General features: G+C 25.8%; 19 protein-coding genes. 5 read left to right on the forward strand and 14 right to left on the reverse strand.

Annotated elements, in window-relative coordinates:
* Positions 1-9: 9 nt before the first annotated feature.
* A complete protein-coding gene (locus JXZ90_RS02415) occupies positions 10-2,178 on the reverse strand; it encodes an ATP-dependent RecD-like DNA helicase (RefSeq protein ID WP_205848188.1) in 2,169 nt (722 codons plus the stop codon).
* A gap of 232 nt (positions 2,179-2,410) precedes the next feature.
* Between JXZ90_RS02415 and dnaA the strand changes: the two genes are divergently transcribed.
* From dnaA to JXZ90_RS02430, 3 genes are all read left to right on the forward strand, one after another.
* On the forward strand, positions 2,411-3,847 hold the full coding sequence (dnaA, locus tag JXZ90_RS02420; protein ID WP_205848189.1) for a chromosomal replication initiator protein DnaA: 1,437 nt from the start codon (positions 2,411-2,413) through the stop codon (positions 3,845-3,847).
* Positions 3,848-3,999: 152 nt separating this feature from the next.
* Positions 4,000-5,109, forward strand: a complete 1,110-nt coding sequence (gene dnaN, locus JXZ90_RS02425) for a DNA polymerase III subunit beta (RefSeq protein WP_205848190.1) — start codon at positions 4,000-4,002, stop codon at positions 5,107-5,109.
* 1 nt (position 5,110) lies between these two features.
* Positions 5,111-5,338: an RNA-binding S4 domain-containing protein gene (locus tag JXZ90_RS02430; RefSeq protein ID WP_205848191.1), complete on the forward strand. Its 228-nt coding sequence runs from the start codon at positions 5,111-5,113 to the stop codon at positions 5,336-5,338.
* A 40-nt stretch (positions 5,339-5,378) separates the two neighbouring features.
* On the opposite strand, the gene asnA is transcribed toward JXZ90_RS02430, so the two are convergent.
* The 7 genes from asnA to rpmH all read right to left on the reverse strand — a co-directional run bounded on the left by asnA (position 5,379) and on the right by rpmH (position 11,589).
* Entirely contained in the window at positions 5,379-6,341 is a 963-nt protein-coding gene (asnA, locus tag JXZ90_RS02435) for an aspartate--ammonia ligase (RefSeq protein WP_205848192.1), read from the reverse strand.
* A complete protein-coding gene (locus JXZ90_RS02440; RefSeq protein WP_205848193.1) occupies positions 6,328-7,098 on the reverse strand; it encodes a PQ-loop domain-containing transporter in 771 nt (256 codons plus the stop codon). The genes asnA and JXZ90_RS02440 overlap by 14 nt, the downstream gene beginning before the upstream one ends.
* A gap of 3 nt (positions 7,099-7,101) precedes the next feature.
* Positions 7,102-7,935 (reverse strand): alpha/beta fold hydrolase, encoded by an 834-nt coding sequence (locus JXZ90_RS02445; protein ID WP_205848194.1) that lies wholly within the window; start codon positions 7,933-7,935, stop codon positions 7,102-7,104.
* A gap of 1 nt (position 7,936) precedes the next feature.
* Positions 7,937-8,917 (reverse strand): lipoate--protein ligase, encoded by a 981-nt coding sequence (locus tag JXZ90_RS02450; RefSeq protein WP_205848195.1) that lies wholly within the window; start codon positions 8,915-8,917, stop codon positions 7,937-7,939.
* 139 nt (positions 8,918-9,056) lie between these two features.
* Positions 9,057-11,108 (reverse strand): membrane protein insertase YidC, encoded by a 2,052-nt coding sequence (yidC, locus tag JXZ90_RS02455; protein WP_205848196.1) that lies wholly within the window; start codon positions 11,106-11,108, stop codon positions 9,057-9,059.
* Positions 11,095-11,424 (reverse strand): ribonuclease P protein component, encoded by a 330-nt coding sequence (rnpA, locus tag JXZ90_RS02460; protein ID WP_205848197.1) that lies wholly within the window; start codon positions 11,422-11,424, stop codon positions 11,095-11,097. The genes yidC and rnpA overlap by 14 nt, the downstream gene beginning before the upstream one ends.
* Before the next feature lie 12 nt (positions 11,425-11,436).
* A complete protein-coding gene (gene rpmH, locus JXZ90_RS02465) occupies positions 11,437-11,589 on the reverse strand; it encodes a 50S ribosomal protein L34 (protein ID WP_205848198.1) in 153 nt (50 codons plus the stop codon).
* Between the two features lie 181 nt (positions 11,590-11,770).
* Between rpmH and serS the strand changes: the two genes are divergently transcribed.
* A complete protein-coding gene (gene serS / locus JXZ90_RS02470; RefSeq protein ID WP_205848199.1) occupies positions 11,771-13,030 on the forward strand; it encodes a serine--tRNA ligase in 1,260 nt (419 codons plus the stop codon).
* A 20-nt stretch (positions 13,031-13,050) separates the two neighbouring features.
* Here the strand turns inward: serS and nusG are convergent, their stop codons facing one another.
* The 6 genes from nusG to JXZ90_RS02500 all read right to left on the reverse strand — a co-directional run bounded on the left by nusG (position 13,051) and on the right by JXZ90_RS02500 (position 16,873).
* Positions 13,051-13,650 carry a transcription termination/antitermination protein NusG gene (nusG, locus tag JXZ90_RS02475; protein ID WP_205848200.1) on the reverse strand — a complete coding sequence of 200 codons (600 nt, stop codon included), beginning with the start codon at positions 13,648-13,650 and terminating at the stop codon, positions 13,051-13,053.
* A gap of 20 nt (positions 13,651-13,670) precedes the next feature.
* The gene (gene secE, locus JXZ90_RS02480) at positions 13,671-13,886 is read right to left on the reverse strand and encodes a preprotein translocase subunit SecE (RefSeq protein ID WP_205848201.1); all 216 of its coding nucleotides are present in this window, start codon (positions 13,884-13,886) and stop codon (positions 13,671-13,673) included.
* A gap of 2 nt (positions 13,887-13,888) precedes the next feature.
* A complete protein-coding gene (rpmG, locus tag JXZ90_RS02485; protein WP_205848202.1) occupies positions 13,889-14,038 on the reverse strand; it encodes a 50S ribosomal protein L33 in 150 nt (49 codons plus the stop codon).
* A 65-nt stretch (positions 14,039-14,103) separates the two neighbouring features.
* Complete coding sequence (locus tag JXZ90_RS02490) at positions 14,104-14,679, reverse strand: hypothetical protein (RefSeq protein WP_205848203.1); 576 nt, start codon at positions 14,677-14,679, stop codon at positions 14,104-14,106.
* 218 nt (positions 14,680-14,897) lie between these two features.
* Positions 14,898-15,641 carry a 23S rRNA (guanosine(2251)-2'-O)-methyltransferase RlmB gene (gene rlmB, locus JXZ90_RS02495; RefSeq protein WP_371808116.1) on the reverse strand — a complete coding sequence of 248 codons (744 nt, stop codon included), beginning with the start codon at positions 15,639-15,641 and terminating at the stop codon, positions 14,898-14,900.
* Positions 15,641-16,873, reverse strand: coding sequence for a class I tRNA ligase family protein (locus JXZ90_RS02500; protein ID WP_205848204.1), 1,233 nt, complete (start codon positions 16,871-16,873; stop codon positions 15,641-15,643). The genes rlmB and JXZ90_RS02500 overlap by 1 nt, the downstream gene beginning before the upstream one ends.
* 264 nt (positions 16,874-17,137) lie before the next feature.
* Between JXZ90_RS02500 and JXZ90_RS02505 the strand changes: the two genes are divergently transcribed.
* Entirely contained in the window at positions 17,138-17,695 is a 558-nt protein-coding gene (locus JXZ90_RS02505; RefSeq protein ID WP_205848205.1) for a hypothetical protein, read from the forward strand.
* Positions 17,696-17,701: the final 6 nt, after the last annotated feature.

Below are 17,701 nucleotides of genomic sequence, written 5' to 3' on the forward strand. Positions count from 1 at the left end.
ATCTCCTTTTTATTTGTCTTTATTATGCGTTTTAATAAGCGCGCTCATATTAGTTAAAATTTCCTCATTATCATTATTTTTAATTTTATATTTATATAGCATGGGATCACCAAATAGATATAATTTCTCCTTAGCTCTTGAAACCGCAGTATACATTAATTTTTTAGTAAGCATAAAGTGGAAATTATTAAAAATAGTAAAAATAATAACTTTAGACTCTGAACCTTGATATTTATGAACTGTTGTAGCATAAGCTAATTCAATATTTTCTCTAAATTCACTTTTTGAATACTCAATAATTTTATTGCCAAATTGAATACTTATAGTTTCATCTTTTGGTGACATTTTCTTTATATATCCAATTTCTCCATTGTAAATATCTTTGTCATAGTTATTTTTAGTTTGAATAACTTTATCTCCAGAATAATAATTTATTTCAAACTCTCCATACTTATATGTAAATAAAAGTTTTGGTTTTTCATCAGAAAATTGTATTCTTGCTTTTTGTATTGCGGAATTGAGTGACCGTGTATTGACGCTTTGCAATGAACCTTTATTGATTGGTACAAGAAAAGCTACATCATCTATATCATAGTTATTTCTAATTATTAAATCGTGATAGATATCACTAATATTATTTAGAAACTCAACATCCTTATATTGTGTGAATGATACGTTATCACTTTCCAAAACAGGAACAACAGATTTTTGAATTGCTAAAAAATGCTCAGGAATATCTTTATTATCCGTTCTAAACAATTCATCTAAAACAGTAGTATGGAAAAAATTAGAATTAATTAAATCGTTAAGCAGATTTCCGGGTCCAATACACTCTAACTGATCTTTATCACCAACAAAAATAATTCTTTCCAACTCTGGACACATATACAAAAGAAAGGCAAAAATATGAATGTTTACCATTGAGAATTCATCAATAATTATCACCTTTGTATCTTTGGGTTGTTTATTGTAGGCGATTTCATCATCTTTTGATATTTGTAGAAAACTATGGATTGTGCGTGCACCAACATCAAATTTTTTATTTAAAATAGATGCCGCTCTTCCCGTGGGAGTTAATATTTCAATCTCCTTCTTTTTATAGTTTGATAAAAATGTTTTATATAAATGTTCAATTAAAAATGATTTTCCCGTGCCGGGATAGCCCGAGATAATTGAAACATTATTTTTGCATGCCATATCAAAGGCTTCAATTTGTGCAATTCCTCAATTTGACTTTAAAGAAACATCTTTAATTGGTTTTGTGGATTTAGCATTTATTTCTAGGAGTGTATCTAAAATTTTCTTTTCAGTTTCAAACATTTTCTTTGTTGATACTGCATATTTACTCTTGCTAAAAACTAATTCATTATTATTAATCATTGAATAAATAGTTTCTATGATTTCAGTCTCACTTAAGGTAATGCTAAGAAGTTCAAATGCATTCTTCATGGTGTTTTTCACAACTAAATCTATAGGTATTAATGTATGGTTTTGCATAAATTCTTCAATAATTGAATAGTTAACCACTCCTTTGATGTCTATTACTCTATTCAAGTTTTTTAAATCATCATCTCATAAACAATTTCTTAAATCCAAACTCTCAAAAAAATTAAAATTATAATCAGTATATAAAAGATATGGATTAGAGTTAAATACTCTTTTTATTCTTTCTGCAGGACAAACGGTTATTATCTTCATCAAAAGTAATACATTATTAATTTTTAAGAATTTTTCAAAAAATTCACAATTAACAATTTCTAATTTTACTCTTAAAGAATCTTTAAGTTCGGATGAGAGTTCTTCATCAATAGATTTGTTAAATTCTTCGATATTATCATAATAAAGTTTTGTTAGTGAATCTCTTTTTCTTTTAGTGATTGGCAAATCAGCAAAAAGAAAATCATTCTTCATTTTTTCAACATCTTCACTAACTACTTCAACATTAATTAATTTAAAGGTTTGAAAATACCCGTTAGACGGTTTTTCAACAGTAATTTTATATTTGACACCTTTTAATACTTCCTTGCCGTTTATATAAACTTTTTTTCTTGTTTTATGTTTATTATCTAACACGAAAAATATAGCTTTATATTTCAAGTCTGAATCAACTGTTGAATTTAAAAAATAGCCTTCATAAGAGATAAGATTGTCATTTGACTGTGCATTATTGTTACTCATAATATTTTTAAATTATAATTTTATTTTTATAGTTGTTAAATATAAATAATTAGATAATCTTAAAAATCAATTTATTCTCATAGTTTTCCACATTATATAGTTTTCCACATTTTTACTTTTTATACTATATTTAAGATATATTCATTGTGGAAAACATGTGGATATTTTTATTTTATTATAAATTTATCAACAATATGTTTTTAATTAAGTCTAATACTAATATTATTTTTATATGCAAGTAAAAAATAGTGTTAAAAAAAATGTACAAATCAATTTTGTTGAAGAAAATAAAGAGTTTTGAAAAAGGATTTCAGACAAAATACAAGACAAAATGTTATTTGATAATATGCTATCAAAATTAGTAATAGTTCACGTTGATGAAGAACGTGTTGTTTTTCTAGCTGGAAGCAGAATAACTGAAACAACAATTAAATACATTAATAACTTTTTTAAAGATGATATCGAAGAAGCTCTAAGAGCTGTGTTTAAACAACCTAAAGCATATGAAATCATTTTAAATTCTTCACAAATTAAGAATGTTAAATCTGAAACTAAATTGACAAATAATAACAAAGAAGAAAAAGAAAATACATTAGAAAATAACTATAAAAACACAATTGAAAAAAATAAAACTTTTGATAACTATGTTGAAAGTGTTTTTAACACTGATGCTATAAGAATTGGTAAAAATATAATTGAAAACTTGCAAGAGGCTAACGAATTTAGTCCAGTATTTATATTTTCTAAATCAGGTTTAGGTAAAACACATTTACTTCATGCTATAGGCAATAAATTGATTGAACAAAACATCAATGTAATATATGTAAATTCAAATTCATTTACTAATGATGTTTCAAGACTATTACAAGAAAATAACCAAACTAAAATAAAAGCATTAAAAGATATGTTTTATAATGCAGATGTTTTAATGTTTGATGACTTCCAATCCTTTTCAATTGGAAATAAAAAATCTACATTACAATTTGTTTTTAATATATTAGATGCTCGACTTAACAAGAAAATGACCATAATCTGCAGTGATAAACCTATTTCACTACTTAAAAATTCTTTTGATGACAGATTAATTAGTAGATTAAGTGCTGGATTATCAATAGAAATTAAAAAACCAGACAAAAATGACTTAGATAAAATTCTTGATTTTCTAACTGGAGTATATGGCATGCCATCCGAGAATTGAGAAAATGAAGCAAAAGATTATATAACAAGAAACTTCTCATCATCAATAAGACACATGTTAGGTGCTATAAAGAAAATGTCGTTTTACAAATCCAAAATAACTAAAACTACAAACTCTAAATATACATATTTAATGGTTAGCAAAATACTAGGAGGTTTATTACATAATAAGCAAAACATAACGCCAGAAACTATTATCGAATTCGTATCAAAATATTACAAAATTTCAAAAAAAGAAATAATGGGTGGAGGAAGAAGAAAAGAAGTCGTTCTAGCAAGACATATTGCAATATATATAATAAGAGAAGAACTAAAGCTTCCATTAGAAAAAATTGGTTCGCATTTCAATAATAGAGATCATTCGACAATAACTAGTGCAATTGCAAAAATACAAAAAGAATGTTACGAACCTGATAAAAACACAAAAAATGTTATAGCTGCTATAAGCCATGATATTTATAATAGGAAATAATTGTAAACAAATTATTAGCACTAAAAATATATAAAAAGTTTAAATTTTATTAAAAAAACAACATAAAAATAAGTTTTAATATGTTTTCAACAATTCAACAACTTATATTATTAATATATAAGGTAAAATAAAAATTACAAAGGAGAAATACTATGAAATTTAAAATAAATAAAACACATTTAGATGAAATTTTTGAAATTGTTTCAAGATATTCTGATTCAATAAACACAAATTATAGTTTTAGATGTGTATTAATTAATGTTGACAACCAAAAAATAACCTTTACTGCAACAAACGGAATATTAAGTATAGTAAAAAGTATTCAAGTTGATAATGTAAATGTAAAAGTTGAAGAAATTGGATCATTTCTAATTCAAAGTAATTATTTTAAAAACATAATAAAAAAATTATCTGGAGAAATATTAATTGAAAAAGATGATAATGATTCTTCAATATTAATAATGGCTGGAAATTCAAAATATACATTAACAACATCAGACATATCAACTTTTCCAGTAATAGATAAAATATATAGTCCAAAAAAAATTGAGATAAATACAGATGAATTTAAAAAAGCAATTAAATCTGTTTCATTTGCAACAAGCCAAGATAATAGTTTGATATATAAATGCATAAATTTTAAATTTAAAAAAAACTCTATAAATTTAGCTGCAACAGATACATATAGATTAGCTCATTATTCAATAAAACAAAAAACCAATATAGATGAAGAATTTGATATTAGTGTAAATGGTAAAGATGTTAAAGAGTTGATACCAAATGATGCTCCTAAAAATGTTACTTTGTTTTATAACAATATAAAATTTGGAATTGAATACAAAGACACAACAATAACCTCAAGAATTGTTGAACTTCCTTACAATGATGTAGAAGCTTTATTTGATGTTTTAGACATTAAACATAAAATAACAATTAAAAAAGATATATTATCAGATATATTAAATAAAGTTTGAATAGGAAACTCCGATAAAAATAACAAAATAGAAATTAATGTTACTAAAGAATTTTTCAAAATTACAAACATGTTAGAAGAAATAGGTTCTTTTATAGCAAAAACAAGTGATTTTGAATTAGAAGGTAAAAGTTTAGATTTTGATGTTAATTACAATTTTATAAAAGATGCTCTATCTGTTTATGATGATGATATATATATATTAATTGATAGTGATATAAAAAGAATTCTTATTCTATCTAAATCCAATAATAATACAAAACAATTAATAACTCCTATGAGGAGATAATATGAAAAATATTATTTTAATTAAAGATAATTTTATAGAATTGGGTAAGTTAATTAAAAAAGCAGGTTTTGTATCAACCGGAGGACAAGTAAAAGACTTTTTATTAAATAACAACATTTTAATAAATGGAAAAAAGCCCATCGGTAGATCAACAAAAGTTTTTACAGGTTTTGTAATTTACATAAATGATCAACCTTTCTTAATAGAGAAAATAGATGAAAAAAAATAAAAACACGTTTAAATTAACGTGTTTTTTATATTAAATATATTTATAATAATTGATAACTTTTGAATTCTTCAGGTCAGACACTTACTTGAACCTCACCAATATGCTTCTTCTCCAATAAAAACATGCACAAGCGAGATTGTCCAATTCCACCGCCTATTGTGAACGGAAGATTATTTTTAAGTATTTGTTGATGATATGTAGACAATTTACTATCTGAGATATTCATAATTTTAATCTGTTGAGCTAAAGATTCTTTGTTTACTCTAATACCAAGTGATGACAATTCAAGAGCGTCGTCATTTTGTTCATCATAAACAATTAAATCACCATTTAGATTTCAATCATCATAGTCAAAAGCTCTTTTAGAATGTTCTACACCATCAGGAAGTTTATAACCTATTTTGTAAACAAAAAAAGCTTTATGTATTTTAGCAAATTCTTTTTCTCTTTGTTCGGGAGTTAATTCAGGATACTTGTTATATAACTCTTCAGAACTAACAAAAGTTAAAGTCTCGGGTAACTTTCTTTTTAAATTGCTAAATATTAAGTTTATTTTATTTTCAACATATTTAATTGAGCGAAATATTTTATTAACAACACTTTTTAAAAAAGTGATATTTCTATCTTCTTCATTGATAATTAATTCTCAATCCCATTGGTCAACATAAATTGAGTGTTTATTATCTAAAGTTTCTTCTTGCCTTATAGCGTTCATATCTGTTCATAAGCCTTCATGAGAATCAAAGTTGTATTTTTTTAATGCTAGACGTTTTCATTTAGCGAGAGAGTGGACTATATCTAATTGTTTATTTAACTCTTTTGGAATAAATCTAACAGGTGCTTCTCCATTTAACCCATCATTTATTAAACTATTTGTTTCAACAAAAAGTGGCGCTGAAACTCTGGTTAGATTAAGTAATTTACTTAATTGTTTAGTAAAACTAAATTTTATTGTTTGAATAGCTATTTGGGTTTCTTTTATATTTAGTTTAGGCTTGTACATTATCTGTTTCCTTTGCTTTATTTTTAATATATCTAATTGTAAATATAAATTGTAATGTAAATTGAGAAAGAGATATTATTTGTCATGTTATTGTTGCGACTAGCCCTTCATGTATACCGCTATTTACTATTAGTGAAAATCAATAACCTAATCAAGTTATGTTTGTAATTATTAAAGCAATAAGTTGCGAAGGAGCTAGAGTTTTGAATGTTTTTGACTGAAAATCATTGATTACTTGTGGAGCAAATGCAAATGTTGTAGCCATAGGAATAATTATCAATAGGAAGCTTCCTAGTAATTTTGGTATTGTAAATCCAATTTTTGTTCCATTTGGGTAATAAAGTCCTATCATTCCTAATATGGAAGCAGTTATAGATATTGTTAATGTTATTGCTAAAATAAAGTATTGTTTTTTTTGGTGCTTAATATCGGTTGAATATCTATACATAAAAAATAAAACAAATGAATAAATTATTGAGCAAACAATATTTGCAAATACAGAGGCGACAAATTTATGTCCTTTTCCATCATTGTCAAGAAACGATCCTAATAATATTCAACTAGTTATTGCGAAAAAGAATGTTCAAAAAGAAATTCAATTAACATTTTCAATTTTTTTATTCTTATAAACGTATATTAATTGAGGTATTGTTACAAGAGCTGTTATTGTAGCGGCTAAAATCCCCATAACACCTACAAACCACGCTGATATGACATTATCAGGATTTACATAAAAAACTTTTTCTAAAAACTGCATTGGTTAGTTCTCCTTAATTTTTTCTTCAATTATTTTTATAATTTCTCTTTGATGTCCAGCTAATAAAGCATGTCCAGAATTTGCAAATAAATAATTTTCTGGATTATATTTTTTAATAACAACTTCAATATCTTTTGCCTTTGTTATTAGATCTAGAGAACCATAAATTATAGAGTAATTTTTTTCAGATCTTAATTTTGCTTCTACAAAATTATGGATAAAATCAACATTTAAAATTTCATTATCGACAAAGCACTCAAATTTTTTATTAGCTTTTAATAGTGATTCTTTATTTTCTTGGCTAAGAATTAAATTTTTAATCCTATTTTTAGTTTCATTATTTTGTTTATCAGGGGTCAATAGAGATAAGTGTGCTTTAACAGCATCATTTATAGTTTTAGGTATAAATAAGTTTCTTAAATGTTGAATATTTTTTTGATCAATATTTTCTAAAGGGACAACAGGGGCTAAAAGAAACTTTCACTTAATATTTGCAATAGATAAATTAAGGGCAACAATAGTACCCATTGAATGCCCTACTATAAAAACAGATTTATTGTTTAATATTTTTTTAATAAACGATTCAACCACTTTTACAAAAAAATTAATTGATATTGGATTATTATTGCAAGTGCTCTCACCAAAACCTGGAAGGTCAATTCCATAAATATTAAAAGCATTTTTAGATTCATTTATAAAAAGTCTTTTAGCTCTTACAGAACTATCGCCATAACCATGCAAAAATATTACATTTGGTTTTTCATTTGAATCAGCTTCTTTATTTTTTATATAAACAATATTTTCATTAAATAAATTTATTGAGTTTTTTTCAAACATTTTAACCTAAAAGTAATTTAATTATTTCATCCTTTTGAATTGTTCCGAAATAATCTTCAAAGTTGATTTTGTTTAAAATATTTAAAATGTCTTCTTCTCTTAATTTAATATTTGAAAATAATGGTTCAATTTCTTTTACATCTTTTTTGCTTAAGAAATCTCCCTCAAAAACTAATTTTTGTATTATTCCCTTTTCAACATTACCTTTAATTTTTAGAATACCACCAGCAAATTTTTCACCATTAGAAAAATTAAAATTAGCTGCTTTGTTAAATATTCATTCTTCTGAACTAAACTTTGTTTTAAGTTCATTTAGTTTACCTTGGTACTTTTTAATAGGCACTTCCACAAGTTCTGCATTATTGTTTTTAACAAAGAAATTTATTAATTTTTCAATAAATTCTTTTACTGTTATTTTCGTCTTAAGTTCGTCAAGAATATTTGTTACTCTGGCTCTTACTGATTGTATACCTTTTGATTCATATTTGATTCTAGAAGGATTTAGAGCATTACCAAGTTTTGTTAAATCCACATCAAACAACAATGTTCCATGACTAACAATTCTATTTTTATTTAAATATTGAGCATTACCACTAACTTTTGCTCCATTTACTAATAAATCGTTTCTTCCTTTGAATTGAGCATCTAGACCTAAAGATCTCAAAAACTTAATTATTGGTTCTAAAAATCTTTCATATCCACCCTTTTTATTGTAATCGGTAATAAAACTAAAATTAACATTACCTAGATCATGATATACAGCACCACCACCAGATAATCTTCTAGCAAGGTCGATATTGTTATCTATAACATATTGTCTATTAATTTCTTCATGTGTATTTTGATTATTACCAACAACAATAGCATTTGTGTGTTGGTATATTAATAAAACATCTCCTTGAATGCTTTCATCATTCATTATTATATTTTCTAAAGCTAATGTTTCATAAGGACTATTTTGTTTTAAATTAAATATTTTCATAATTTCTCCTTAGTAAATAAAATACATAAAAAGTATATCAATAAATAATAATATAGCTCGAAAACCCTACTAAAATTAATTTTATTATTACGGACAAAAATAAAAATAAAACCCACATTATGCGGGTTTGTAAATTTTATTATTCAGTTGCTTTATTCATATATTTTTTTCTATAATAATTAGATTTTTTGAAGTAATGAATTCCGATTGTTTGTCCTATTGTTCATAAACTTGTAAATATTCAATAAACTTGAACACCGGCGCTAAACATTATAGTAATAAATACGAAAACAATCATTATTATATTTTGAGTTTTGTTAGACTTTTTCATAGCCTGCATTTCCTCGATTGACATTCGTTTTTTATTTCTTGATTGTTTAGCTAAAAATCTTGGTATTAATTGAGATAAAACCTGAGTTACAAGAGATACTACAAGTATTCATAAGTATACTCATTCTCCTGCTAATAATCTTTTATATGAAGTTGCAGAAAAGGCTATGCCCAATCAATCAGTTGACTTAAATTCTGGTACACATTGGATTACCCGCCACATAGCGATAAAGATAGGGAAGGTTATAAGTACTGAAACTATTGATTCGAAAGGATTAATACCATTTTTTTTGTAAAGTTGGCCAATTTCTTGTTGTTGTCTAAGTTTCATTTGTTTATTACCTTGAAACTCAAGATATTTTGCATCGATTTTTGCTTTTTTGATTTTTAAATCTTCCATTTTTGATTGATTAATTGTTGATTTAAAGGTTACTGCTAATGAAATTAAACGTGTAATTACAACAGCTATTATTAGAGAAAAAATTGTGGTTCATCCCGCAGCTGCTGGAAGAGGTTGTCTAATTAACATAGTTATCTTAGCGATTGGTCATACAAATAATCCAAAGAAAGGTCCTAGACGTCAAGAGTCTCCTCATGAAGTTATTGCTTTTTGCGCTTCATCACTTGAATATATTAAATTTGGATTTTCATCAAAATTACCCAACTTGTTATTTGTTGGCAAGTATAAACCAATAAATTTTGGTTTGCCGTCTTTATCTATTGCAATTTTTGAATGGTCTGATGGATCATACAATTGTGATATTGAATTACCCTTATTTAATAAAAAGTTGTTGTTTTCTGTCTTAGATAAGTATTTTCATAACACCCTTTGTTGTTGGTTTAACATAAACATTTGTTTTGGTGTTAGTGATGCAATTTTCCCCTCTATAACATCTTTTAATAAAAGATTTAATTTATCTAACGAGTCATATTTGGGGTCTATTGATTTCATAGTATCTAAATAAAATTTATTAGAAAATGTTTGTTCAAATAGAGCTTCTAATATATCTCTAGAATAAATAGCATTACTATTTTTATAATTATTATTAACTTCAAATAAAGAAGCATTTTTTATAAAATATTTTTTATCGTGTGTATAAAGTTCATTAGATTTATTCACAAATTTGTATTGTATTTTTCCTGCCACTATTGTTTTTTCAAAGAACCCTCTTTTTGCTTTGGAATCATATATAAATGCATTATCTAACTTTACATTTAGAAAATCAGGGTCAACAATAGATATTGTATTATATGAACCGTTGTAAATGCTCTTGTAATTTGAATCATAATTTTTTACTCTATTGTTGTAATTGTTAAATAGATATTTTCCATTTTTTTTATAAATAGCTTCATTAGGGTTAACTAAATTATCATTAACGTCAACTAATTGAATTGCTGAATTTTTTGAATCATAAGCTCCATAATTTTCTTCGCCAACTTGATTTTGAATTCCATCTAAAACATGTTTGAAATCTTTATAACTTACGTGGTAGTTTGTGTTTGGCGAAACTTCATATTCAATGAATCCACTGTTTTCTGAAATTTCAATTGGCTTAGACATTATGTCTTTTTTGCCATCGTTTGTTTCTGCATATTGGATAGATTTATCCGAAGGTTTAAAGGTTGTCACAAAAGGAGAAACTCTTTTTTTATCTGTATAAAATTCGATTCCACTTCCTGTATAGTTTGAACTTTTGATTACCATAGTTTGAACGCAACCTGTTAAAGTGAATGCAAAAACAAGTAGATAAAGAACAATCTTTATCCATTTTCACACATTCTTTATAACGGTTTTTTTGTTCTTGTTAGGATCATTTTGTCCCGTAAAGTAATTAAAATTTTCAGATCTATTTTGTTTCATTTTTAATTTTGCTAAATAACTTTCTTGTTGTTTCTAGTTTAGTAGAGTATGACTGTTCTAAAAAATCTTTTCTTAAAATTAATACAAAGTGGTATTTTAAATCGTACAAATCTAATGAGTGAATAATTGATTTTAATTGTCTTTTATAGAAATTTCTATACACTGCATTACAAAATTTTTTAGGAACAGTAATTCCGATTTTAAAATCGTTGCTTTGTTTATAATAAATAATTAAATATTTATTTATAAACTGTTGTTTATTCTTGATTACAGAATCAAATTCCCAACTTTTCTGCAAACGATAACATTTTTTCATTCAAACCTCTAATTATTTTGAATCTGAAACAGTAAGTCTTTTTCTACCTTTTGCTCTTCTAGCTGCCAAAACCTTTCTTCCATTAGCTGTAGACATTCTTTCTCTAAAGCCATGTGTTTTAATGTGTTTTGATTTATTTGGTTGGTATGTTCTTTTTGCTGCCATAAATACTCCTTAATCTATAATTAAATTTTTGTTTTAGAATTATAATTTCTAAATATATATGAATTGTGTTTTGTTATAAAAACGCTTTAATATTATATATATAAATGTATATTATATATAGTAAAACAAAAATGATAAATATTATTTGTAATGTTATATTGTTTGGTAAGGAATTAATAAGATGTTAAATATTAAATATATTTTGGACAACGAAGAGATTGTAAAAGAAAAATTAAATGATAGAAATTTTGATTTAAATCATTTCAATAAGTTTTTAAAATTTGCTAAAAAACGTGGCAAGGCAATGTTTCAAGCACAACAAAAAAGAGCTGAGTTAAGTAAATTTAGTAAAGAATTTGCTAAAGCAAAAAGTAAAGAAGAAATTAGTTTATTGCAAAAAGAGGTTTCAATAATTAAAGCTGAAGCTTCAAAACTTGAAGAAGAAGCAAAAGTTATTGAGCAAAAAGTTAATGATATGCTTTACAAGATTCCAAATATATCTTTAGATGATGTTCCTAAAGGTCTGGATGAAAATCAAAATGTGGTTTTGAAAACCCATGATAAATTAGGAAGAGGTCTAGTTAATAATGTTGTTCCGCACTATGAAATAGGCTTAAACAATAATTTGCTTGACTTTGATAAAGCAGCAAAGTTATCAGGATCTCGTTATGTGATTTATAAAAATAAACTTGCTAAATTAATAAGAGCAATACAAAACTTTATGCTTGATTTGCATACAAAAAATGGTTATGAGGAATATAACGTTCCCGTTATTGTTAATCCAGAAATATTATTTGGTACAGGTCAATTGCCTAAATTTGAAGAAGATTTGTATAAATTAAAATCTGAAAATAAGTATTTAATACCAACGGCTGAAGTGCCTTTAACAAATTTATTTAATAATGAAATTGTTGATCTATCTAAACCTATAAGATTAACAGCATTTACAGAATGTTTTAGATCTGAAGCTGGTTCAGGTGGCAAAGACATGAAAGGAATAATAAGATTACACCAATTTAAAAAAGTTGAGTTAGTAAAAATAACGAGTGAAGAAGATTCTATAAACGAATTTAATCAAATGGTTGATCAAGCAAAATTAGTTTTGGAAGAACTAGAGTTGCCATTTAGGGAGTTATTACTTTGCACTGGTGATTTAGGATTTTCATCAAGGAAAACTATTGATTTAGAAGTCTGATTACCATCAGAAATGAAATTTAGAGAAATTAGTTCTGTATCTTATATGGGTGATTTTCAAGCTAGAAGAGCAATGATTAGATATAAAAAAAATAATGAAACTAAATATGCTTTCACTATGAATGGATCAGGATTAGCTATTGATAGATTACTTGCTGCAATTTTAGAAAATTACCAAAACGCCGATGGCACTATTTCAATTCCAAAGAAATTAATTCCTTATTTTGGAGCAGATAAATTATTTTAAAAAAGCGGAAACCGCTTTTTTTATTTATCAATACTCTTAACTAGATTATATTCGAAATCTGTTGGAACTTTTTTACCACAATATTCTAATTCAACGGTAACTCTTTGACGTGAATCATTGGCCTCAAGAACCTTTCCTGATTCTCCTTTGAATGGCCCATCAGTGATTTCAACAATTTCCCCTGCAGTAAATTTAGTCAAACTAATTCCTTTATCAAAATCATTTTGAACTTTTTCTTCTTTTAAGAAACACTTATTTATTTGTGCTTGTGAAACAGGGGTTGGTTTAGCACCCTTTCCACTTGATCCAATTAAACCTGTAACATATGTTGTGTTACGGATAACAAATCAAGCCTTGTCGGTCATTATCATTTTTATAAAGATGTAACCACTGTACATATTTATATATTTGATTTTATAGTTTTCTCCAGCTCTTTTTTTCTCAGCTTCTTTAGCAGTTAGAGAAGGTTTCTTAAAGATTTTGAACGCTCCTTCAGGTGTTGCTGTATTATCAAAACAATCTTCTACTTGTTCACTTATTATTCTATTCTTTAAAGCTTCAACAACCAAATCTTCTTTTCCTGTTACAGTACTTATCATATATCATGCGAATTTTTCCATATTTTCCTTTCAAATTTAAATTAATTTATACCCATTTTTTGAAACATAAAAGCAATTAACGTTGTGAATAAAACAACAACAATTGTAAATACAGCCGTGAAGACAACAACTTTTAAAAAAGTTAACCAATTTGTTTTTGAAGATGGTCATCTAACTCTTTTAATTTCCTTCACAAACCGCCTAAAAAAATATTTTCTCTTTCTTTTTTGCTTAACTTTTTTTTCTTTGTTTTTCATATTTACTTTTCCTCTTTATGTAATGAATGTGTTTTGCATTTAGGACAAAACTTTTTAATAACTATTCTTTCTGGATTTGTGTTACTCTTAGAAGTTGTGTAGTTTAATGAATGGCAATCTGAGCAGCATAGTGTAATTTTTCTTTTTTTCATTTCATAATTATATATTTTTTTTAATTTAAAAAAGCCGTTAAGGCCTTTCTAAATATAATGTTAAATTATTTTGAATTTATTAAAAGGAAAAAGTTATTAAATTTTTCTTGAAAAGATTGTCTTAATAGGTTTATTTTTTGGGACGATATAAATTTCATTTTTTCTTTATTGAAAATATTTTTTAATAAGGAATTATTATTTGATTTTATATGTTTTAGAAATAACATAATGTCTATATTGTCAATTATTGAATTATTATTTGATTTATCCTCTATGTTGTCATAATTTTCTATTAACAAAGGGGTGAAACAACGTTTTAATCTAGAATACTTTCTAATGTAGTTTTTGCCATAATAATCAGCCAATAATAATATATAAGTTTTAAATGTTGCATTTTTTGTTGAGTCGTACTTTCTCGCCATTTCTGGACTATTACTTAAAAATTCATTATATATATCTAAGGCCGAAATAGATGGGATATAGTTTAAACCATTTAGAAATTTAAATTTTGTTATTATTTCTGGATAATATAAATAATTTATTATGTAAACTAGTTCCTTGTCGCTTGCCGATTTCAAATAGTTTTCCAATTTATTTGGATCAGATTTCAAATATTTTTTAAATTGGTTTATTTTTATCATAAATTTTTTTCTTTTTTACTTTGCTTAATTTTTTTCTTAGTCGGTTTTACAAATGTATGTAGTTGAATTTTTATCTTTTTTTGTGTAAGCTGGTTATAGTTTTTTAATTTATTCTATGATTAACCTACACATAAATATTTTTTCATATTGCTATTATTTATTTTTCCGTTTTTTTCTTCTGTTAATAAGTTAATAAAAAGCGCATTAAGGCACTTTTATTATTGTTTTGTGTTATTTAAGCTACAAATATCATGAAGCAAAATACCAGTTGCAACCGATGCGTTTAGTGATTGGACAGTTCCATTTTGTTTGATGTATATTAATTGGTCTGATTCATTTAATACTGGAGATGCTATCCCTTTTTGTTCATTTCCAATAATTAGGGCTGTTGGTTTAGAATAAGAAGTTTCATGAGAAGGACAGGCCTTATTTGATAAACTAGAAGCATATATTCAAAATCCTCATTGCTTTAGTTTTTTTATTGAGGCAACTAAATTAGCAACCTTAATTATATTCATTCCAATAAAGCCACCGGATGAAACTTTTAAAACTGTTGGTGTTACATCACACGATCTGTCCTTATTTATAATAATATGTTTCACTCCAAAAGCATTAGCACTACGTATTATTGCTCCAAGGTTATGTGGGTCTTGAATATGATCTAATATAAGTATCAATTTAGGTTTATCTTTTTTGATAATTTCTAATTGCTTATATTCAAAATTATCTATAAATGCAATAATACCTTGGTGATTTTCATTATTGTATTTTTCGAACAAAAGCTTATCTCCAACAATAATATTTAATTGTTCATTTTTTTTCAATTCTGAAACTTTTTTAGCTAAAGCTTCAGAATTTACAATAATTTGTTTAAAAGGATAATTATTTGATAATAAATCAAAAACAGAATTCCTGCCGCAAACAAATAATTTATTTAAATTATTTTTTTTGTCACTATTCATTAATAAACCCCTTCTTCAATTAATAAATCTCTTATTGCATCTGCCTCTTTATATTGCTTATTTATTATCAATTGTTGTCATTTATTAAATTTTAAAATTAAGTCACCATATAGTTGATTATTTGTTAAATCAGGGAGTAATACATCTAAAACCTTGTAAATTAAATTGGCTATATTAATATTTTTGGTCTTATTAAATTCTTTTATTTTTTGGTTTAGTAAGTAGTTAAATTGTGAAAAATCAAATTCCGACAAAGGTAACAGTATTTGATTTAATTCTTCGTTTTTTTCTTCTGGCTTTTGAATTTTGTCTTTATTTAAGAGAAAATAGAAAATAACTTTTTTATATTTATTTTTTATTATTTTGATATTTTCTAATAAATCATTAGTGAAATTGATTGGTGCGGCAACAGAAGAGTTTAGAAAAATTAATTTTAGAGTGACAGCTCCAAATTTTTGAATAAAGTCCTCAGCTAGAAAAACGTTTCCAAGGGATTTAGACATTTTAATTCCTTCAAGGTTTATTTGTCCAGTTTTAAGTCAATTTTTAGCAATGTTTTGTTTGTACAATGAATAGTGTTGAATATTTTCGTTTTCAAAATGAGGGAATGTTAAATCCATTCCTCCACCATGGAAGTCAACGCCTTCCGCTCCAAAATGCTTGTCAATTAAAGCACAACATTCTGTGTGCCATCCTGGACGCCCTTCCCCAAGTTTAGTTTTAAACTTTATTCCGTTAGTTGTATTTTTTCATAAAGCGAAATCACCTTTGTATTTTTTTTGCGATCTAGTGTCTTCAAAAATCATGTTATCAATTTTTTGTCCGGAAACTACTCCATATATTTTGTCAAGTTTATTTAGGTCAAACCAAACATTATTTTCATTATCTTTATATGCAAACCCTTTATTAATAATTCTTGAAATATAATTTTCAATTAAAGTTATATTGTCTGTTACTTTTTCAATAGATGTTATCGTGTCTATGTTTAACAAGCGTAATAACTCTAAATATTCTTTTGTGTACTTTTCACTAACTTCACTTTCTTTTATGTTAAGGTCCTTGGCCTTATTAATTATTTTGTCATCAATATCAGTTATATTATGGACAAATTGAAATTCTTTTCCAAGAGCTCTATAGGCTTTTAAGACTAAATCATAGGTAGTTATTGGTCTTAAATTACCAATATGTGGTTTGTCATAAACTGTTGGTCCGCAAACATATATTTTTCTCATAATATACCTCCTATATTCTTGTTAATGATTAATAATTAAACTTTCCCGATTTTACTATTTAGAACAACAAACGGTTAATTTTGTTTTTTATTTATTTAAAAAACCAAAATATTCATTTTTAAGTTATTATATATATTATTAATTATCAATATTGTAGTTATTTTACTAAAATTTAGTATTATTTATATAATAAGTTAAAGTTATTTCAATGATTAGTTTTTAATTATGAAGTAGATTTATTTATTTTATTAAGGAGTTATGATAATGGGGTTTAATAAGAACAATAGTAAAAACAATAACATTAAAAATACTAATTACAATCCGAATAATACATCTAATTTTAACAAGCCATTTAATATGGGTCAAAGACCAAGAAGTTATTTCCAAAGACAACCCGGTTTTAATAGTTCTATGATGAACAATAATATGAGGCCTCAAAGACCCAATTATCAGCCAAGATCTACTGGAATGTTTTCTAATTCAGCATTTGGAAGACCTAGTTCTAGCTATAGAAGAAATCCAGGATCGGTTATGAGACACCAAGGAATCGGATTAACTAGAACAACATCATTTTCTACAGAATTTAAAAATAACAATATGAATAAACAACCCGGAACAGGATTAGTTCTCTATAATCCACGAGCCAGACAACAACAGCAACAAAGGATTTCGGCCTTTCAAAATAGAACAGCTATGTATATAGTTAATAAGAAGGACAAAGAAAAACAAAAGAAGAAAGCTAACACAATAATAATCACTCTTGCGGTTGCATTAGTTATATTGGTGATAGGCTTTATAATTGCTTTAAAACTCCTAAAATAGTTCCAG

Origin of the sequence: Mycoplasma sp. Mirounga ES2805-ORL (assembly GCF_017084445.1) — a bacterium.
Taxonomy (GTDB): domain Bacteria; phylum Bacillota_I; class Bacilli_A; order Mycoplasmatales; family Metamycoplasmataceae; genus Mycoplasmopsis.